Origin of the sequence: Sphingobacterium sp. UT-1RO-CII-1 (genome assembly GCF_026711005.1) — a bacterium.
Lineage (GTDB): Bacteria > Bacteroidota > Bacteroidia > Sphingobacteriales > Sphingobacteriaceae > Sphingobacterium.
Map to the genome: position 1 here is coordinate 560,952 of NZ_JAPPVJ010000002.1, position 20,696 is coordinate 581,647.

The window sequence follows — 20,696 nt, forward strand, 5'->3', positions numbered from 1 at the left end:
CATTAACGTTTATTTTGTGGCATACCCGACTCGGTTATGACCATATTTGGCAACAAATGTGCATATTTCAAACTATTGGGTTCTAGGGTATATATTTGGCCATTTAGGCTACGGGTTAATCTCTTTTTAAAACGTTCATCTTGGTTCAACCGCTTCAAATCTGCCCACCGGCTTCCCCGAAATACGAGTTCTTTTCTCCGCTCGTCCAGTATTAATTTGAGCAGACGATCGTCATCAGACTCCGTAATGGGAGCGAAATAATCTGCATCTATCCTGCTTTTGAGCAATGTATTTATAGCAATTAATGCTTCATCTACTTTTCCGATGCGTACACCAGCCTCCGCTTTAATCAAATAGACTTCACTAGTTGTCAAACCTAAGAAACTCATTCCTGCATTGTTATTATAGGAACCTTTAAACACATAAGCTCCAGATTCTGCTGTATGCGCTCTAAAATATAGTCTTTTGCGATAATCATGTTCACTATATGAATTATATAAATCAGGTGAAATACGTCCAAAATTTTGTCCTATAGCTGCAGAAATTAAACTAACAGCAGGAAAAAGAACTTCTTTATTAAATCGCTGAAAAGGATATGAGAGTACTGGATTTATATCTTCATACATTAATAACTCTTCATAAATACTCAAACTTTCTTCAGCATATATATAAGCCTTTTCATAATCTTGCATATCCAAGTATACCCGTGCAAGCCCTGCATGAGCAGCAGCTTTATGAGGCCGAGCAACCACTGGCTCTCTGTTAGGTAAATACTGTAGCGCTTCTTTATAATCGGCTATAATCTGCTGGTAAGTATCCTCTAGCGAACTTCGCACCGACTTATAATCCAAGCCTGGAGTCAATCGCAAAGGAATACCCATCTCCTGTTTTGCCGTCTCAGGCCTGTAAGGCAAAGTAAAATTCCGAGCTACTTGATGAAAAGCAAATGCCCGAAAGAAGTGTGCTCCGCCCCATACTTTATCATACTTAGCCTGATTTTGATTTTTATCCACATCTTTTAAAATATCCAAAACCTGATTTGCTAAATAGACGGTTTTGTAGGGATTTTGCCATTGAGTAGTCATTGTTAAAATCTGAGCAGACCAATTATAAGTTACTCTCTCATCTTCTTGAGATAAACTCTTCCAATCACTATCCTTCAAATAATAATCATCCGTTCCTATATCACTAAGTGACGGGTAGCCGTTATTTAAAGTCCCGTAATCATTCAATAAAAGATCGGCATGTTCCAAGGTCTTGGGCACTGCCATTTTAGCATCAGGCTTTAGGTCCAAATAATCTTTACAGCCAAAACTTAAAAGGCTTATCAGAAATATAAAAAGTAAATTGTGTTTCATGATTTTATAAATTAAAGTTCACACCAAAAGAAGTATACCTCGGGTCTGGAATATTTTCTCCATACTCTGGGTCTATTCCTTTTTCATTTGCCCGCCATAGTGTCCCTATATTTTGTATATAAGCGTAAATACGTGCATTTTTAAGCCCTACTTTTTCGAGTTGCTTCATTGTATAGCTCAGTTGAATATCCCGCAGCTTAATCTGGTCACCTCGTTCAACTAAAGCCGAGGAATAGTAATATAAATCCGCAGCAGCAACATTATTTGAGTATATAAAAGAAGGAACATCTGTATATTTCTCGTCACCTGGCTTTTGCCAACGGTTTCCAAAATCTTTATGTTGTAAACCACTTTGTTTAAAATAGCGATTATCAAAGGAAGAACGGACGAATTTGTAACCCAATTGATAAGATATATTAAAGGATAAATCGAAGTTTTTGTAAGAAATACTATTTCGGAGTGAGCCAAAAAATCTAGGTCGTGATGAGCCGTGATTATCCATATCTTCCACTTGCGAGTTATATACTAAAGCAAAGTAATCATCCGACACCTCTCCATCTAAATAACCCTGTGGCATACCTGTCTCTGCATCCAACCCTGCCCATTTATAAGTTAATAAGCTATACAAATCATAACCTTTTATAGGAGTCATTATAGTTCCAAAATTTCCAGAACGATACGTATCTGAACGAAGATTAAGGTTATAAGCCTTTGTTACCTTCATGGTGTGGTAAGCAAATACTAGGTTACTTATCCAATTAAAATCTTTTGTCTGTATGTTTAGCGATTGTAATGACAGATCAACTCCTCTACCATCTAAATCGGCAGCATTTACCATTAAAGTACTGTATCCTGTTGACGGATCTATGGTGGATGTGGCGATCAAGTCTTTAGGTTTTTTAATATAATACTCTAAAGCACCCGAGAAACGGTTTTTGACATTAAAATCTAAGCCCATATTAAACATTCCTACGCGCTCCCAGCGCAAGCTTGGGTTTGGCGGTGCTTGCATTTGCGCATATGAGTTGCCTGTTACAGAATGTGGTGCAGACTGTACATTGATAATTGGAAATGCAGCAGTAGAATTATTTACATTTCCGTTATAACCATAGGTAGCTCGCAATTTGAGTAACGGAAAAACCTGCTCATTGATAAAGCTTTCATTCGAAAGCAACCAAGCCCCACCGACCGACCAAAAAGGTTGAAACTTATCATTCGTCTTTACGCCAAATAAGTTTGAAGCATCCTGCCGGGCGCTAGCACTCAATATATAGCGCTTATCATACGTATAAGATCCATTTGCATAATAGGATATGTATCGGTTAGTATATCCCTCCAGCTGAGCATGGTCATCTAAATAGACCGATCCTCCCATTCCATTAAAGACCGGAATCGGCTTACCGAATTCTAAAGATTTAAAACTTAAATTTTGAGGATCATAGCCCCAAAATGCTGCTCCGATTAAATTATTACCTACCTGACGAATTTCAGCTCCTGCTATAGCGTTCAGTTCATGCTTTGCTTTCCAGGATTTCGTATAATCTAATTGTAACCGCCCCTGATGACTCTTGTTATATCTAGATATCGTATTTAAATAATCTCCTACGGGTAAGCCCCAAATCACTTCATTATCTGTCCAAGAAGCATGGGAATTTATTAACGACCTTTGAAAAATAGACCCTAAACCGTACCAAAGTTCAATAGGATTGGTGGAATGCTGATAGGCATACAAAGCTTTTACTGCCAAAGAAGGAGAAAGTTGATAAGCAGTTTGAAAATTTAAGAACACCTCTCGTAAATGAGTCTTTTCATAATCCTCATACAGTTCTTCTAAAGGTCTATATTTCCAATCTAAAAGCCGTCCACCCGCAGCCGTATCTCGAAATTCAGGACTATAATGGGTAGCATCAACAACTAGTGGTCTACCTGCTTCATCAGCTAATTCTAGATATGGATAATTTCTATACAAACGCATATATTCCACACCACTAGTTGTAGCATCTCTTGTTTTTGCTTCTGTATAAGTTATACCCAGATCTAAACTCAAGTTCTTCAACGGACGTAATTGCGTATTATTCTTCACAGTAAACCGCTCATAAGAAGAAGTAACTAAAGAATTTAAATTTTTATCGTAACCAATAGAAAGTTGTGTATTTATCTTTTCCGAGCCTCCCAACAACTGCAAGTTGTATTGCTGTTTTGTAGAATTACGGTATACGTGTTTCAAAAAATCATCACGTACATCAATTGAACGCAAACGCTCAAACTCAGCTTCCATATCTACGTCAGAAACACCACCTTCTTTATGTTTCTTTAGTAGTTGTATTACGGGACTTAAATTTTCATCAAAATCGTACATTCTACTGTCCCAATATCCATTATCAAACAAAAAACGTTCAGCTTCTATATGGTCTGCACTTGACATTTGTGGGTAATAATACAAGTCGGGCTTTTCACCCACTGTCAAGCTGCTATTAAAAGACAACTGGAAAGGCTGGTTATACTTTGCACGCTTCGTCGTAATAACAATCACGCCGTTCCCAGACTGCGCGCCCCAAATAGAAGATGCTGCTGCATCTTTCAATACGGTGATGTTTTCAATATCGTTGGGGTTAATATTATTAAACATTCCCTTACCATATTCACCAAAACGATTAACATAAGGTATTCCATCAATAACAACTAAAGGCCAACGCTCGGATCTTAATGTACTTTGACCTCGAATATGAAGGTTCATAACGTTACCCCTATTGGAAGAACTCGTCTTTATAGATGATATGCTCGGTACGACATCCTCAAGTCGGCTCACGAAATCCGTAGACACTTTTCTATTGAATAGTTTGTTGTCTACAAATTCAAAGCTGCCTGTTGCCCGCTCTTTGGGTATAGCTTGAAATCCTGTACTGATCACTTCTACCTCTTCTATCTGCCGCTCACTGGTCTGTAGAGAGATTTTTAAAAATGCATTTATATTTTCATAAGTAACTTTCTGTTCGCTATAGCCTATATGCTTTACAGCGATTATCCCCGATGTGTTATTCACCCGTATGCTAAACTTCCCCTCTTTGTCGGTATAAGCATTTCTTTTAGCCACGGATACTGTTGCCCCCTCAATTGCTTGCCCATCGGCAGCCGAGCGTACTTCACCACGAAGCACAAGCTCGGTCTGCGTCTGAGCGGCCGCCTGCGTATACACAAGCGAACTAAACAACACACAAAATATCGCTATAAGCTGTAAGCCATAGACCATAGGTCTTTTAATATCGTCAGCTCTTTCTTTATCAAGCAGGAAACCATCCGCTTCATTTAAGCTGTTTTGAGAGCTCCTTTTGCTTTTAACTAACATAGACTCCACTTTACCCCTAACCCCTTCGCAAAACGACTCAAACCACCTTAAAATCAATCGATTCATATACAGATCATTCACCACCTTACCGTCATTGCAAGTAAAACGTGGTGGTCTATTTACCAGTTCTTCGAGTCGTGTTCGACACTTGTTCGACAATCCTTCGAGTGCTCTTCGACAGTCCTTCGACTGGGCTTCGAGTCGGCTTCGACACTTGTTCGACAATCCTTCGGATGCTCTTCGACTCGCCTTCGACTGGGCTTCGACTCGCACTCGAACAGCACTCGAACAACACTCGAACAGCAGTCGAACACCAGTCGAACAAATGTCCACCAAAGTACGACCCAATCTCGAAGCCATGCCGAACACCCCGGCTACCCTAGCCGAAGCACTCTTAGTGTATGGCCTAAGTATTCTCCAAGTATGCGTGAAGTAGTAACAGTGTATAAGGAGTGTATTAAAAGACATTACACTAGCCATGCTCCATGATGGCTTCATGACTGCCTGGTTCTTGCTCTTTTCTCCCTTTTCCACACACTTTGTTGTGCCGTTCATGTGTGGTTCATGTGTCAAACATGTGTGGTTGTTGTGCCGTTCATGTGTCAGATATGTACCGAGCATGTGTCGCTGTTGTTCATAGACGGCTTTTAGAAAGTGTAGCGCATGTGTCAAAGCACGTTTCAATTTAAAAGCATCGCCAGTTGTCCCGCGGGCGCGGGACTCCTGAACATTACAACTAAACTGATAATAAATTGTGCCGAGAGGCAGCAATAAACATTGAAAGCTATTTAGAGATAAGTAACATCTTTTCTTTATAGGTTTTTCTAGGGCATAATAATCCCCTTTGCGTAAAAATCGCATCATAGTAACATAGATTTATAAAATTCATAAATGGTTTATAAAAAATAAAAATCCTATATCGGGGCGCCCTCGTCCATAGGAATACATCATCGTAGTCTAGCAAATAGACTACGATACCCCATTACTCTGGAGGGCAAAAAATGTTTTGAAGAAATTGTTTTAAGCTCATAACTTGTTTATGTTATGAGTCTTGTTGGAGAGTAGTAATTTGATACATGTGGGACTACACACCGTGACTGTTTATTTAAAGTTTCTGAGGCTTTACACAACACGGGTTTACAGCAGTCCCACATCTACCAATTATGCAAATATAGCATAAATGCGTAGACATGGGTGTTTAATCTGCCGACTTGCGTTGTGACCTCAGAAATAAACAGTCGCAAGACTCTAAATTTAACACCAATGAAGATTTTCAACCTTCTAATTATAAAACAAATATAAACATATTTTTAATAAAATGCAAACATCTCCTATCGACTAATAACACAAGTTTTCATTGTATTAGCTGTAATGAAACCAAAAGGGAAAATTACAGTACTAGCTCAACATATCATTGACACTTTTAGAACGCTTTACTCTGAAGAAGGGATCTCTGGAAGGGAGTTTTCTAGAAGGATAACAGAAGGGTCAAATCCGACACGAGTTGCTGGTTTTGAAAACATCTATAATAACGAAAGCTATACTCCTGAGTTCACTAAAAAAGCTTTGAATTATTTTGGTGTAACCATGCAGGATATTTTACCAGATGAATTATTAGATGATGATCAATTGGTAGAGAAGACTAGAATACCTATTCTTAAAAAAATGAGCGTCAAAGCGGCGCTTAATTCATTACTTGAAGAAGGTTATTTTGATACGCCACGTCTACGCGCTGAAATTACAACTTACTATAATTCATTTCTGCCGCAAGAGAATCATAAAAAGGACTCCGACTTTTCCGCACAATTGGAAGATTTATATAATGAGGGAAAATTACTTAAAGTTCAAATGGCAGACGAAGATAAAAAGAAAGCCAAGCTTATTAGGTTTGTCCGCAACATGGAATTGAAAGAAGATTAAGCGTTTTCGCCTTTATTTCTTAAATTTGGGCCTATATCATTTCTTATATGCCGATTACTATCCCGACACTTTCTTACGAGCTTAACACAACAGTTCGAATGTATCGTGAAGCCAAAGGCTACACACAGGAGGAGTTTGCATTTTTGATCGGCAAGGACTTTAAAGAGGTAGAAGATAATGAAGATCTGACGACCGATGCGGCTTATGATATTAATCACACCAATTTCTATGCGCGCGTCTTGGGAAAAATCCCCAAGGATATGTTTTTCAAGGACTCATTTGAGGAGGCTACTATCAAGATTTACGCCACGAAGACAGAAATAGAAAGTAAGAAAACTGGAAAGAAAACCATTAAATTCAAAGGCACTGGAAGTTTCAACAAGAAGGTAACGGTCATTGAACCTTACTCTATTCCGTTAGAACCTGAATATAATGTAACGCCTCAACACGAAGCTTTGGTCTTGAGCATACTCGAAGATTGGCTTCAGGATGGTTATTTTAAAGACGGGGTTACAGGGTATAAACTTTACCAAGATTTATTAGCTAAAGCTGAGTCGGGAGAATTACAGCTTCCTGAGTCCTTCCGCCCTATCCTCGTATCCCGCGCCGTCACAACGCTATCCAATAAACGCAAGAAACCCAAGTTTCTGCCACACAGAAAGCTTCCCAAAACAGACGAGAAGTGGCTGTTGTATAAGGAGGATGTGTAATATTGCAGGAAGATCATGGACACTATTAATAACGTAACAGAGAAGCTCAATATTTAAAGTCGATGTAATTGGTCAATTTTATAAAACCAAAGTGATTTGTTTTCATTCTGTGAATTGCTAATATTCGACACAACTAAGGATCCTCAATACAAATTAACCCTAAAGACAAGTAAATATGACAAAAAAACAGATTGAAGAATACTTAATAAGACTTGAGTATGAGTTGCTAAATAATTCTAATAATCAGAAAATTGAACTATCTAGAAGTTGGGCTAACTCTTTTTCTTCCAAGGCGGCAGTCTACATATTCCGCGAAGATGGCGAAATTTGTTATGTTGGAGAAACTGGAAGTCTCAAAGGGAGAATGACTGATCTTCTAAACACCAAAAATCACACATTGCGAAGGAATATAGGAAATCATTATTTTTCTAACTTTCATACTTATGAAAAACCAAGCTCAAAAAAAGGATTTTGTCAAGAAATCGAGAACTTGCTGAATCAAAAAATCACAACACATCTGACTGTTTCGTATATTCTAGTTGAGCTTGGAAGGAAAGAACTTGAGGAAAGGCTGTACTACAAGTTTTCACCAAAATATTCGATCAAAGGAAAACGGGGAACAAAAAAGAAAGAAGAGAGAGAGGTGGGAGTGCTCTATTCTCACTGATAAAAACTTTTACGAATTGAAAAGGAATACTATAACACTAACATAATGATACAAGGCTACCCTAGTAAAAATGGCACCGGAATCAATATCTATGGCGATTATGCAGACCTTAATAGCCTGTATGAAACCGTTCATAAGATAGCATCTACTCTTTCAGAAGCAGATAAATATCAAAAAGGTCAACATAAGCTTTTAATGAACTTCGCATATGAAATAAGAAAGGCATTTTCCGGTCAAAGGATAAAGGATAAATTAGAATATATCGGTGATGACACGCAATACACTTATTATGGATTTCAACTAATATGGACTGATATACTTATATTTCTAAGCACGCTTCGTTTTAATGCTGGCTTCACTCGAAACGACGGTAGAGATCAAGCAAACCTTTACATTCTAGAGCATATTCTTGAAGAAGCACTTTTCGCCTACGACCCAAGAGGTGCAAATTCTATCAAAGAGTTTATTTCTCAACGAATCGATGTTACAAACCAACATGTTTTTATAATTTACCAGGCAATTCATATTGAATTCGTAAATAAGAAGCTAGGCAAGACAAGGTTTCGAAATATACCAAAATTACTGAATTCCTTCTTTTTGATATCCTCGCCCGAATACCAAGAATTAATCGCTTCTTTTCAAACTTCTGCTACAGAGCAACAGTGCGAAATTGGGGATCTCGAGTTTTCTAAATTCCCGGAAATCAAATGGTAACACAATTGTTAGTAGGTAGTAAATACGAAATAAGATCTGATCTGGGCAGCAAAAATTATCTATTTGCTGGTTTACATGACGCAACTATGCATGCAGACATGATATACTCTTTCTTTGCTATCTGCAAAAAGCATGAGGTAAATCCCTTTCACTGGTTGAAATATACGCTGGAAAACATCATGACCAACAATCATAAAAAACTTTGTCTTTACCAAAAATTTCTCCAAGTCTTTCAGCTATGGGTTCAATAACTACTTTATCGTTGTAATTGTGGCTAATAAATATCATATAGTTTGTATTTAATTCAAATAATGAGAAATGAGTCTTTTAAAAAAAACAATATGGAAAACTTTGAATTGTTACCTAATATTATAACACATAGTTAAATAGGAGGACCTTCATCATTATTAATCGCAGCAGCCCTTTCTAATTCATTAATTAGAAAAAACGACTCAAAAGATTCAGGAAATAATCGATCAGATATTTCAAACTCATCTGCTGTTATATGATTCCATATCTTAAAGCTATTCTTGTCATTGTGGTTGTAGCCAATCATCGCCTCTAATCGCTTCGTGTTAAAATGAATATTTCCAACCCCTGCACTATTTTTCAAATTCCAATTATTAAAAGGCTAATTATATCTCTTTCCATCTATTACTAGAGACCATAATAACTATTAATACAATCCGCCAAAAGAGTTCCCGCAGCTCCAATTCCAATTTTCCAGGAACCATCAAGTGCCTTTCCCAGCATTTTCTGTATCCAGATATTAACCTTAGGGCCATAATTATTTTTTGATACTGGCTTAATAATATCTAGAACTTCCAACAATTCGGAAACATCTTCTGATTGAATATTTTCTGATAACAATTTCTCTCTTAAAGACTCTTTATCATTTTTGTGAATTTTAATAGTGGCATCAACTTTATTGTTATCACCATTATTGATAATTGCCCCATCTCCAGAATTATTAATTGTTGTATTCATAATTTGATTTATTATTTGATTATTTTTTGCTAAATCCGAAAGATCTGCTTCTATTCCGAATTCTTGCTCTAATTGCAACATAAATTCCAATAATTTTGAACGAACATTTGAAACAATATTTGAAAAAAAATTCACTGGGGTTTGTATGTGAAGGTTAAGTATTTGAAAACGTGAATAGCCTAAGCTTCTTAATTCATTCTCGAGATATAATCTTCTATCATTGCTTACGCTAAATGCGAGATTATCCTTGCCCACAAGATTTGAAACAGCTTCTATACTATCTCTATTCTCAATTTTAGTATATAAGTCCTTAAATTCTTTACTTATGTTGGGGACTGGTATTTGCGCATTGCTAATTTGAAAGCCGTTGTTAATATAATTTCCTATCAGCACACCGTATTCAACCCGATAATCTGGCAAATTTGTATCCTCAGAATAGCCATTCAATTCGGAATTGACCCATTCGAGCAAATAACTATTTTTTATTCTACTTGCGAGAACTTTCGTCTTTAACAAAGGTTCTGAAATCAATACGTTATTGATTGCCAACTCATTTATAATCAGCTCTAACAACTTCATAATATAGTGATTACTATTATTGCGCCAACTTCAGCATAGCATTAGCCACTCCTCTGGTTGAATCATCATATTCTTCATGCGCATATCCATGCTTTTCATTTAGCATATAAAACTCACGATATAGGTCAAAAGGATTTTGAGATCCACCTACCCATGTAATTACAATATCTAAAATATCCTTCATTACAGGCTGAAATGTCATCCGCCCGTCAGATCCACGGACGCCACCACCGTCACACTTACGCTTGCCTAGATTTAAAAAGATATTTTTCTCGTCGTAGATAATATCACGCATCTCCTTATACTCCTCTCCTTTTGGCAAATGATCCATGAGTAACTTACGTATCCCCTTGTAGTAGATATTGTATTTTTCTTCTGGGTTATCCAGTTGCCTACCTATTAACTCCCGAAGCTCGTCAATCTCTTTCAAGTTTCCGGCTTCGCCGTCAATGGTTAGTTGCTTGCCTTTCTTCTCATGGGCACGTTGTAGTAGCTCCAATCGTTCTAGATCTGTTTGACTTACCTGTTGCTCCTGCTGAGTCTCTTTCTTGTTATTTTCTTCCATAGATTTAAATTTTATTAATTGATTTCGAATACGGCTTTTATTTTTTCGCTGGCTTCCCGGACAGTATCCTCATCCCAAGTGATAGGGTTTAATTTAGCAATAGCGGGTTTATAGTCTGGATAGTGCTCCTTAAAGGCTGCGTAGTAATTCTTATTATAAAGTTCCTGCTGGTACCACGTATAGAATGAATACACCAAGGACTTGTGAATCTCATTTTCTTTGGCAAACTGCTCAACCATATAGTCATTCTTAATATACGTCTTAATGTAATCAAAACTTGTCCTAGGCATAAAATAATCCCGTGCGAAGCTGTTGGCTTTCTCTTCGATAAGGAAGAGATCTTCATCATCGGAAAGGTGATAGCTATTGGTCTTGATTGCATCGTAATCAAACAAGACGTGGTGCAGCTCGTGCAACAGGGTAAACCAAATAGTCGGATATTTTTTTTGATTGTCCGTTAATACAATACAAGGCTTATTATTTATGATGAATGTCGCTCCTCTTACATGTGTAGTTGTTAAATAGTTTTGAAAAATTACGGTTACCCCTACATTGTATAAAGCCCGACACACCGTATAAAGGCCGTTCCTGACATCTTGTGAATAGGGTTTCATATTCACGAGGACATCCTTAAGGCGTTCGCGGTCGTATTCATTTTCATTGTCAATCAATCGAAAGGTTTGATAGGCTGACCTGACCCAGAAATCCTTCATCTTGTCCGAAAACTTACGTTTCGTCCTGCTATATAACGGTGTTACTAATTCTTCTTCAAAGTGGCGGATAGAATCATAACCGAAGTAATGCAATATACGCTCGACGAGTTCATCTATATCATCTGTATTATCAAAAAAGCCTAATTTTGTCAACGCCTTTACATCAAAGTTCTTCATCAGGAACCTAACCTTGCGGGCACGGTCGATAGAAGTGATATTTTCGATGTTTTGGTTCTTAAGAACCATTTGAATAAAGTCGTCTACATTTATCTCCAAGAACTCAGCAATCTTGACAACATGAATAAGGTTTGGTTGCTTGGCAGTACCATTAATGATATCCTCAAACACATCCTTATCGACGTTTAGGAGTTTTAATGCCTTGGTCTTGGTAACACCGTATTCAACTATTTTTTCTTCAAAACGAGCCTTCAGATCCAGCGACACATCATCGTTAAAAATCTCTTCAAGCAATTTGTCGATATCTATATTTTTCACTTTTAAAAGTATTTACCCTTCAAATATAGATAAATTATTCACAATAAAACAAAATTAAAGGTAAATACCCTTTAATTTTTAAAAACGATATTTAATCCTCATACTTTATAAACTTTCCATTCCCATAAGTATTAATAATCAGCAAGCCCTCATCGCCATATCCAGCGTAGCCATAGTATCCAATAAATGTTATATAAAAGTCAGTGCCCTTAATTTCATACAAATCACCAGGACCATCTGTTATCGAAATTTCGTATTTGCATCCCCCTATTGCAAAAAGATCTAGCATTTTTCAAATTCTGTTTTATCAGGATAAAATTTAGATACAAAATCTTGAATAGCTTTTTGCTCGTCTGGCCCATAACCTAAATGATCAATAGCCGCCTTATGAAGTGCTTTACCAATCGCGTTGTTTATCATTACCGAACTGTTGCTATCCATCTTATTTCTTGAAATATCTGGAATAAATTTTCTGGAGTTAACATTTACAACTATCGAAGAAAGCTCAAATACAGAAGCGACCCAAGGTAAACTAATTTCAAAATCTTTTATTAAGACACTTCGAACAAATAATTCTTTTCGAGGTCCTTCTTTCCAAAAATATCGACTTAAATCATCGTTATCAAAAGGCAGATAGAGCTCATTCTTGCGACCTTCAAACAATTTTATTTTACACAAAGTACTCTTTGTTGGACACTCCCCGTTATGGCCTAATTTCACAAGTTTATTGTACGAAATTCCGTCTAGAAGTTCATCAATTTCATTGTCCAGAACTCCTCCACGTATGTTGCCAAATTCACTACTAGGAATCAAAATTGAAATCCAACGTAATTTATTATCAAGCTTTTCTATAACCTCTTCAATGTCATCTGTAAAATTCATTCCATTTGTGTAAGCTTCCACATTTTCATCTTCTACAAGAGGAACCAATAAATATTGTAACTCATTATCTTTTACAAAATCTCCAAAATTAACTAAACCGCAATCGGATAACTCGTTTATCTCATAATTATATTCTTCATATTCTTCCTCATATGTTTTCTGATAAACATAAATTTCCCCCTGTAAGTCAAGTTCATCAATGTCTTTTATAAATTGTGTTTTATTCTTCAAAACCGCATATCCTTCAACTCCTTCAAGATAATCGGACAAATCTATTCTAACGTTACCCTTTTCAATTTTCTTCACATAATCTATTGGATTCTCAATTTTATAGACATTTGGTTCATCGAACACTTGAAATTCAATGCCGTCCGTTAAAAAATAAGTTGAAAGAAACCCATTGATTTCATTTACATCTTTATTGAACAGGTGCATGAACTGATTATAATTCAAAATTACCTCTGTACCAAAAAACAAGGAATCTTCCATTTCGGTGAGAGATGTCCATTCATTTCCTTTTTCCAATTGTACATCTAACCTATTTCTATCACGATAATACCTACTTTTTACCCTGACTGTATCTGAAAGCATAAAACAGGATAGAAAACCGATCCCGTAATTACCGATTGGTTTATATTCTAAATTTCTAATCAAGAACTCGAAGGACTTGTAATATGAAACTCCAATGTTTAAAAAATGATTTTTCAAGACATCCATAGACATACCGATGCCATTATCTTTTATAATGACTTCATTCTTTTCTCTATCCAGTAGAATTTTTATAGAAGGTACATATTCCTCATCTCCAAATCCTCTCACATCGCTAACCTTCCTTAATCGACAAGCATCCAGTGAGTTTTGTATAAGCTCTCGAAGTCCAAGCTTCTTATCTCCATAAATTTTTTCCCCCATTAACAAAGAGCTTATTGCTGCAAATTCCAATGTCATCTTATACCCAGAGAAAGTATATCCCTCGGGTTTTATATGGATTTTTGGTTTTGGGTCAAATAGTAAATTGTAACGAGAATCCTGTCCAGTAAGTAGTGAAATACTTTCTGCTATTTCAATTTCCACCCAATCAATGTAGTTCAAGAGCTTACGATGAGTATCCGCATTTTTAGCCGTCCCATGAAAAACCACTTGCTTTAAGTTTGTAATGGGGTTTTTCTCAATCTTATCCGTATTAGAGATAACGAAATGTTGGAGCCACTCTTCATTGCTTCTCCCTTTGGGGTTAATAAGTTTGTATAATTTATATGGAGTTCTCTGTTGGTCAACATCTAGAATATCAGCAATTCTTAACACTGACGCTATAAACTGACCATTTAAAACATACTCTCCTCGTACAACATGCCTTTGTAATTTCCTATTTATCCAATCATGTGATTCGGTATGACTTTCACAGACTAGCGCCAATTCTTCTGCGAAATCAAGGTCAGTTAGTTTTGGGATTTTCAAAATATCTTTTAGATTTTCTCTAATATATCTCGCAGAAAGTTTGGCGTGTATCCTCCGTATAAATTCTTGAAGGGTTTCTATCTCATCATTATTTAGTAAAGGCTGCATATTCGAATACTTAACATCCGAAAAAACAAAAGAATCACTTTTTATAGCAGTAATATCTTCATCACTAGCAGCCATTCCAATATCGTGTAACAGTGCAGAACAAATCAACATTGTGATTTCAAGATCACTTAACTCTTTATAATCCGTCACAATCTTAGCCATATACTCGATTATTCTAAACGAGTGGGCACTATTGTGTAATGTATATTTTGGAAAAACTGCGGCAATTCGATTATCTAAGCTGTCTATGATATTTGCATATACGTCATATAAAACTGGTATAAATGGACTTCCTTTTCCTTTAAGATATGAAACAAGCTCCAGTTCGTCTAATTTTAATGAATTATCAATTTTAAAACTCATTGTAGATTTTATTGTTATAGAATTGTTGATAGCGATTGATATTTTTTACTTTTCTAAATCATCTTTAAGATATCTTTGAAAAACTGAGACTAGGGTTTCGTCATCTATTTTATCTCTATCTGATATTTTTGACAAATCACCTTGATATGGGTTCATTCCATAAATTGCAAAAAGGTTTTCATTTAATAACTTTGGAGCAATTACTTTTTTTAGCTCTTTATAATTATTTTCAAAGAAACCAGCTTTATATTCTTCTCTTTTAGCCTCTACTCCTTTTGGACTCAAAGTAGTGGAATTAATAGTTGGTGTAAACACCTTCAGTAATCTTAATGCGAATTCATTTGCATCTTTTCCTTCTAACTTATCGTATAACAAAGAGGAGAGCTGGCTCCCTTTTGTATTTGAATCTATCCACCAATGCAATACTCTTGAAAGATTTATATCTGAAGTAATCGCAAAGAGATCCTTTGCTTTCAACTCGACAATAAATCTCTCTAGTAATATTTCCTCTAAATCTTTTTCTTCTTGATGTGTCAAAGCCTCTAAATTGTCTTTTCTCCCTTTATACAATAGCCAATAATGAATCTCCATTGCATAATTGAAATTAGTAGGCGCACTTAATACTTTGACTATAGTATTAAAGCGTTCTTCCAATTTTATACTTTTGAATAATTGAACTATTAAACTTGCAGACAGTGAGTATGTAGTAGCAATTCGAATACTCTGATCTAAGGGAAATTCATGTCCTAAACAAGATAAGCTTTTTAGCAAGTTTTTAGACTGCTGATATGAGAACTTTCCTTCCATAGCCCGAAGCCGCGCTACAATATTGAAAGCTTTATATTGCTCCACTATTGTTTGTAATGAACTTAAAATCTTATCATCAGAGTCTGTCTCATTTAATTCAGTTAAAAACGAATTAAAATGTTTTTCTGAAATCTCATCGGCTCCTAAAGAATATGTAAAATAGCGCTCGAAATATCTTTTTGTGCATATTCTTTTGTCAGAAATTAGCTTCATCACTGTTTTGTCTGACAATATGCCTCCACCATGAGTATCCCACAATTGGGGAAAAATATGCAAAATCAGATTTTTAATAGCTTTTCCCTTTTCATCATTATAGGCAGAAATAAAGTTGTCAACTATTCCTAACACATCATCTCTTTTTTTGTGATTGCTATCATAGTACGTTTTACTTCCCACATTTAGAATATCCGGACCATAGAATCGTATAAATTCATAGACTTTTGGCTCTAAAACTTTTATTCCTTCTATGAAAAGTAAATCATTGATGTTAACCTCTTCCAAAAGGATTTCTATTGATAACCTCATCGAATTGGTATACCTAATTGCACTTCGTGGAGTTGTTAACATTGGAAGCAAATACTTCGTAAAACTTTCTATAAAAGGGTGAAGCACTTGATCATTTAAAGTTAGGGAATGATTTCCAAGTACCTTTTCTATATGTTTAAGTGTATACTGCAAAAGTACATCGGATGTAATCTTGGGTATTTTTATTGGAACCTGGATAATTTTCTCCATGAAGCTATGTCCTGAGTTCAAACTTCCATTACCATACATTGGAGATAAAGCTTCTGCTACCATTTCATCGTCAAAAGATAATACATACGTAGTTTTCGGAAAATCACCAACCAATTTCACTAGTTTAAATACGGCTTGAATTTCAGATACATCCAGTCTGTCTATATCATCCATGAAAACGACGATTCGCTTACTTGATTTTTGAATAATCTTATCTACTCTTTTCTTTTGGCTTTCAAGAGTTACTTCACTCAGTTTTTTACCAAAGCTCTTTAAGGATTTAATAGCCCTTCCTATTTTTGGTATATACTCCGTAAATTCGCCGATAGATTCACCATAATCAGCTAACACCCTACCTATCTTCTCTTTACCTGTATTAATTTCTTTATCTAAAGCGACTGATAAACTAGTAAAAAAGGCTTTAAGCAACTGGTGCTCATCACTGAAATACCAAGGATTAAAATTAATTACTATAACGTCCTTGGGTAACTGAGCCTGTACAAAATTGAGCGTAGAAGTTTTTCCTTCTCCCCATCTTCCATATAGACCGACTACTAAAGAACGATCTTCACTATCATTACAAGCTATCGCTGCAACTCTTTCTGCGAACTGATATCTTTGAAAAGAATCCTCCGAAGAATCGATAATGGGTTGGTCAACAAACATTTTTCAACTAATTTTAATTAATAAACTCTCCCCATTAATATCAACTCTAAGGCTTTCCCTAGCAAAAAATATTTCGAGTCAGAAAGAGAAAATTGTATATAATATATTTTTTCCTTCGTATCAAATTTAATCATAGGACGATAGATATCCTTTGTTTCATGTCCTACATTAATTAAACGAATATCATAGGTAGATTCAATAAACCACATGGTTCGATCGATAGGTTTCATCTTCATATTTCGACTATGTCAACTGAACTCATATTGTTTAAATATTTTGGGAAAACTATCTTTAAATTCTTTTAGGGTCATAATAATCTTATTTGTCGTTTAGGCAGACTCTGTACTAGCTTGGATTAACGGTGCAGGTATACTTATACCTATACTTTCTAGCAATGCTTCATATTGTTCAGGATCCTTATGTTCGATTTTATCAAGTATAAACTGGGCAACTTTTTTCATTTCTGGTATATCAATAGGTTGCATCCCTCGATCAAATATCTCTTCTAAATGAGATAACTCATTATTGACACGCTCTGTTAAAATAGTAGCTTGGTTATTGTTACCAAAGTATTTTAATAAACGTTTTGAACTAGCATTAATCGTCTGACCTTCCACTCTAGATGGATACTTATAAAAAAGTAAGGCTTCCAAAAACTTTCTCGCATTATTACCAAAGTTGTAAAAAACATGATGATTCTCATCATTTACAATTTCTGCTTTGGCACATTTATAAATTTGGTCAAACAAAAAATTAAATTCTGTAACATAATCTTTGAGATATGATGGCATAAGACCTATCTCACTTTTTTCTCCTATTCGATTTATAATAAAATGTTCTATTTTTTCTGCTTTAGGCACTTCAAGATGAGATAAATCCAATCTTTTTAAATACTTTAAAAAATCTAAATTGTGGGTTGAAATAAATATTTGATCGAATCGATTTTTCACAAAAAGCTCTGAGCTGATGACGCTATACAAGTAGAAAATATGATTAGAGTCTAGACTGGATATAGGGTCATCTATTAAAATTATAGGCTTACTTCCTAGTGTATGAATATCATCAAGTTTTGCCATGAAATAGCAAAACGAGATCAGCGAAATTTCGCCTTCACTAAGATGGTAGGCTATATTATTGTCTCTAACAATATTAAACCTAATTTTCTTCGTCGCATTTATTTCTTCTTCTACAGCCTGTAGCTTGAGATGCCCATGCCCGAAATAATTTATCAAATAGTGATTAACTCGATTTGCCCCCTCTTCCTCGTCGTTTAACCTTCGTCCTAATTCGTCTATAGCATTTTCTTTACTCTGTACATCTTCTTGTATCGCATTAAATACTTCTTTTTTATCCTGGACCTCTGTCTCTTTTTCCAAAATAATAGTTTGCTGCCCTGAGTAGTTTATAGTCTCAATGAAACTATTTATCTCGTAGTATCTTAAATCTTTTTGAGCGCTTTTTTTTCTCTCCTTAAGCTCACTTGTCAAACCATTGTTTTCTTTGACTATTTCATTAATTAAGAATATTTTCGAATTCACTTCTTCAATGCAGTTCGCATTAACTTTCTTAGAAAAGTCAATACTCCTTAATAAAGACTGTAACCGGGCCTCTGCTATACTAGCATACTGGCTCAATTCTTCAAGAACAACGTCCAAACTTAAATTCATAGCATCTATTGCTGAAGATGCATTAAGTTGCAATTCGCTATAAAAAAACTCTGAAGATATTGAGGTCTTTTTGCTGGATAATTGATTTTTCTTATTCTCTATTAAGGACACAATATCTAATAATTCGTCCTTCAACTGTGCTGTCTCTTCATCAAAATGCTTATCCAGTGCGACCCAACGGTCAGTTGAAATAGGATTACCACAAAATGAGCACTTGCATTCTCTATCAGCTTTATGTAAATCATATCCTTCTTGCGCCCACCTGTTAAGTGTTGCATTTTCGAGAAGTTCTTGAATCTTATTGCTACCCAGAATTTCTTTGATAACCAGTCTTTTTACCTTGTAATGAATAGTCTCTATTTCACACTCAACACCCTCTAATTCTGAAACATCTGTCTTTTCATTCTCTTTCAATAGTGTTTCATATTGGTGTTTCTTTTCTAAATCAATTAGTTGTACTTTATTTTCTTTTATATCTCTAATTTCACCATTCAGCTTTGCAATATTATAATTAATATCACCGTAAGTAACATAGTTCTTTTTAATGCTATCTTCTCCTACAGTAGCTTTGTTCGCTAACTGAGTATTCAAATTAGTTTTTAATATTGTCGCTTGCGAGGACGCTACCTCTAGCTTGGCTTTACTTTGCTTTAAATCAGCATATAAGAGAGTTTCTGCACCTTCTTCATTACTGCCTAACAGACTTTTAATTTCCTCAATTTGTGTTTCAATCCCGGTATTTTCGCCTATAATAGCAAAAGGAATTATATCTGTTTCATGATCAATAACAAACTTTAGATTCTCCTTAATAAAATCTTCATTGAAACACCTCATTAGCAGATTACCTTGATGATAATTTGTATAATTTATCACTTGCCTATTTTCCAAAGTTAACTGGAAATCTGGTCTTTCATATTTCTCCGAGATAGATTTGGTTTCTATTCCTCGAAGTATTCTAGATAAGGTAGTCTTACCTGAATAATTTCGTCCATAAAATATGTTCACTTTCTTTAACCTAACCACAGTATTTCCAGAATCTCTTATTGAGTCCCATGAGAAGCCATTGTATATACCGAAGTTGTTAATGTTAATTTGTCTAATCATAATTTCTTACAATAAAAAGTATTAATAACTGGCTAATAGTTGCTTTAATTTCACTAGTGAGATAAGGTCCTTTTCTAAAATAAAGAATATATCTATATTCATAAAAAATTTATAAAGCCAAAAGCTATACTTTACAACTAACTTCTAACCTCATACCCTTGCCTTAATTTCTTTTTACTCTGTTAATAATTGCTTTCGTATCGAAGCTAGCTAATATATAAGGATAGGTTTACGGGAAACCGTAAAATGTAATTAAACTTAAAAAAATCAACTCAAATTAATTTAGTCCTATTTTTTCACTAACATATTAAGTAAAAAAAGATACTTTATTGATGATAAAACCATCTTCAAATGAAATTCATCCTTCTTTCAGAAAGCCTTCATATCTATCCAATCGTCGCCTTCTCGTTAACCAATACTCAACTACTCTTTATGTATGGGAAGAATTAGAAAAAATCATAACAAAACATCCCTATTTTCCAAAGATGATTCAAAGTAGTATTTATCGTGGTCTATAATTCACACACCATTTGTTAGTTCTCATACTTCTAAATAAAATCTTGGAAAACAATAAATCCAACAATTAATAATTGCACATAATCTGCTACAAGATAGTATTTCCACAAACTTTTGTCTACATGTTTAAATACTATACTTGCATTATATTAATATATTAAAAGAAATAATTAACCAAAAAGCAGAGATAAGTACAAATAGACGGATTATTGAATTAACTAATTGATCTTATAAATTAATACTAAATCAAGTTGGGATAGCTATTCCTCATCATTAGCATAGTCTTTTACCCCACCTTTTTTAAAGCGCTAACAAACTGCTACTTACAACATAAAA

At 35.2% G+C, this 20,696-nt stretch carries 15 protein-coding genes and 1 pseudogene; 5 read left to right on the top strand and 11 right to left on the bottom strand.

The genetic code is table 11. The features are described 5' to 3' along the window. Positions 1 to 2: 2 nt before the first annotated feature. Positions 3 to 1,358 (bottom strand): RagB/SusD family nutrient uptake outer membrane protein, encoded by a 1,356-nt coding sequence (locus ORI89_RS06320; protein ID WP_268229598.1) that lies wholly within the window; start codon positions 1,356 to 1,358, stop codon positions 3 to 5. 4 nt (positions 1,359 to 1,362) lie between these two features. Continuing rightward, complete coding sequence (locus ORI89_RS06325; RefSeq protein WP_268229599.1) at positions 1,363 to 5,568, bottom strand: SusC/RagA family TonB-linked outer membrane protein; 4,206 nt, start codon at positions 5,566 to 5,568, stop codon at positions 1,363 to 1,365. A 507-nt stretch (positions 5,569 to 6,075) separates the two neighbouring features. On the opposite strand from ORI89_RS06325, the gene ORI89_RS06330 reads away from it, so the two are divergent. The 5 genes and pseudogenes from ORI89_RS06330 to ORI89_RS06350 form a co-directional block, all read left to right on the top strand. Further along, a complete protein-coding gene (locus tag ORI89_RS06330) occupies positions 6,076 to 6,624 on the top strand; it encodes a hypothetical protein (protein ID WP_268229600.1) in 549 nt (182 codons plus the stop codon). Between the two features lie 47 nt (positions 6,625 to 6,671). Further along, on the top strand, positions 6,672 to 7,334 hold the full coding sequence (locus tag ORI89_RS06335) for a hypothetical protein (RefSeq protein WP_268229601.1): 663 nt from the start codon (positions 6,672 to 6,674) through the stop codon (positions 7,332 to 7,334). Between the two features lie 175 nt (positions 7,335 to 7,509). Beyond that, on the top strand, positions 7,510 to 8,001 hold the full coding sequence (locus ORI89_RS06340) for a hypothetical protein (protein WP_268229602.1): 492 nt from the start codon (positions 7,510 to 7,512) through the stop codon (positions 7,999 to 8,001). A gap of 45 nt (positions 8,002 to 8,046) precedes the next feature. After that, complete coding sequence (locus ORI89_RS06345; protein ID WP_268229603.1) at positions 8,047 to 8,715, top strand: DUF6904 family protein; 669 nt, start codon at positions 8,047 to 8,049, stop codon at positions 8,713 to 8,715. Positions 8,716 to 8,756: 41 nt separating this feature from the next. Then, positions 8,757 to 8,966 (top strand): annotated as a pseudogene (locus ORI89_RS06350) (hypothetical protein); the annotation flags it as partial. A 131-nt stretch (positions 8,967 to 9,097) separates the two neighbouring features. On the opposite strand, the gene ORI89_RS06355 reads toward ORI89_RS06350, so the two are convergent. The 9 genes from ORI89_RS06355 to ORI89_RS06395 form a co-directional block, all read right to left on the bottom strand. After that, entirely contained in the window at positions 9,098 to 9,328 is a 231-nt protein-coding gene (locus ORI89_RS06355) for a hypothetical protein (protein ID WP_268229604.1), read from the bottom strand. Between the two features lie 44 nt (positions 9,329 to 9,372). Next, positions 9,373 to 10,281: an AbiTii domain-containing protein gene (locus ORI89_RS06360; protein WP_268229605.1), complete on the bottom strand. Its 909-nt coding sequence runs from the start codon at positions 10,279 to 10,281 to the stop codon at positions 9,373 to 9,375. A gap of 16 nt (positions 10,282 to 10,297) precedes the next feature. Then, the gene (locus ORI89_RS06365) at positions 10,298 to 10,846 is read right to left on the bottom strand and encodes a hypothetical protein (protein ID WP_268229606.1); all 549 of its coding nucleotides are present in this window, start codon (positions 10,844 to 10,846) and stop codon (positions 10,298 to 10,300) included. Between the two features lie 14 nt (positions 10,847 to 10,860). Continuing rightward, positions 10,861 to 12,054: an ImmA/IrrE family metallo-endopeptidase gene (locus ORI89_RS06370; protein ID WP_268229607.1), complete on the bottom strand. Its 1,194-nt coding sequence runs from the start codon at positions 12,052 to 12,054 to the stop codon at positions 10,861 to 10,863. Between the two features lie 91 nt (positions 12,055 to 12,145). Beyond that, complete coding sequence (locus ORI89_RS06375) at positions 12,146 to 12,343, bottom strand: hypothetical protein (RefSeq protein ID WP_268229608.1); 198 nt, start codon at positions 12,341 to 12,343, stop codon at positions 12,146 to 12,148. Beyond that, positions 12,337 to 14,865 (bottom strand): HD domain-containing protein, encoded by a 2,529-nt coding sequence (locus ORI89_RS06380; protein WP_268229609.1) that lies wholly within the window; start codon positions 14,863 to 14,865, stop codon positions 12,337 to 12,339. The genes ORI89_RS06375 and ORI89_RS06380 overlap by 7 nt, the downstream gene beginning before the upstream one ends. Before the next feature lie 45 nt (positions 14,866 to 14,910). Next, positions 14,911 to 17,073 (bottom strand): KAP family P-loop NTPase fold protein, encoded by a 2,163-nt coding sequence (locus tag ORI89_RS06385; protein WP_268229610.1) that lies wholly within the window; start codon positions 17,071 to 17,073, stop codon positions 14,911 to 14,913. Between the two features lie 17 nt (positions 17,074 to 17,090). Further along, positions 17,091 to 17,309: a hypothetical protein gene (locus tag ORI89_RS06390; RefSeq protein WP_268229611.1), complete on the bottom strand. Its 219-nt coding sequence runs from the start codon at positions 17,307 to 17,309 to the stop codon at positions 17,091 to 17,093. A 93-nt stretch (positions 17,310 to 17,402) separates the two neighbouring features. Next, on the bottom strand, positions 17,403 to 19,844 hold the full coding sequence (locus ORI89_RS06395) for an AAA family ATPase (protein WP_268229612.1): 2,442 nt from the start codon (positions 19,842 to 19,844) through the stop codon (positions 17,403 to 17,405). Positions 19,845 to 20,696 lie beyond the last annotated feature (852 nt).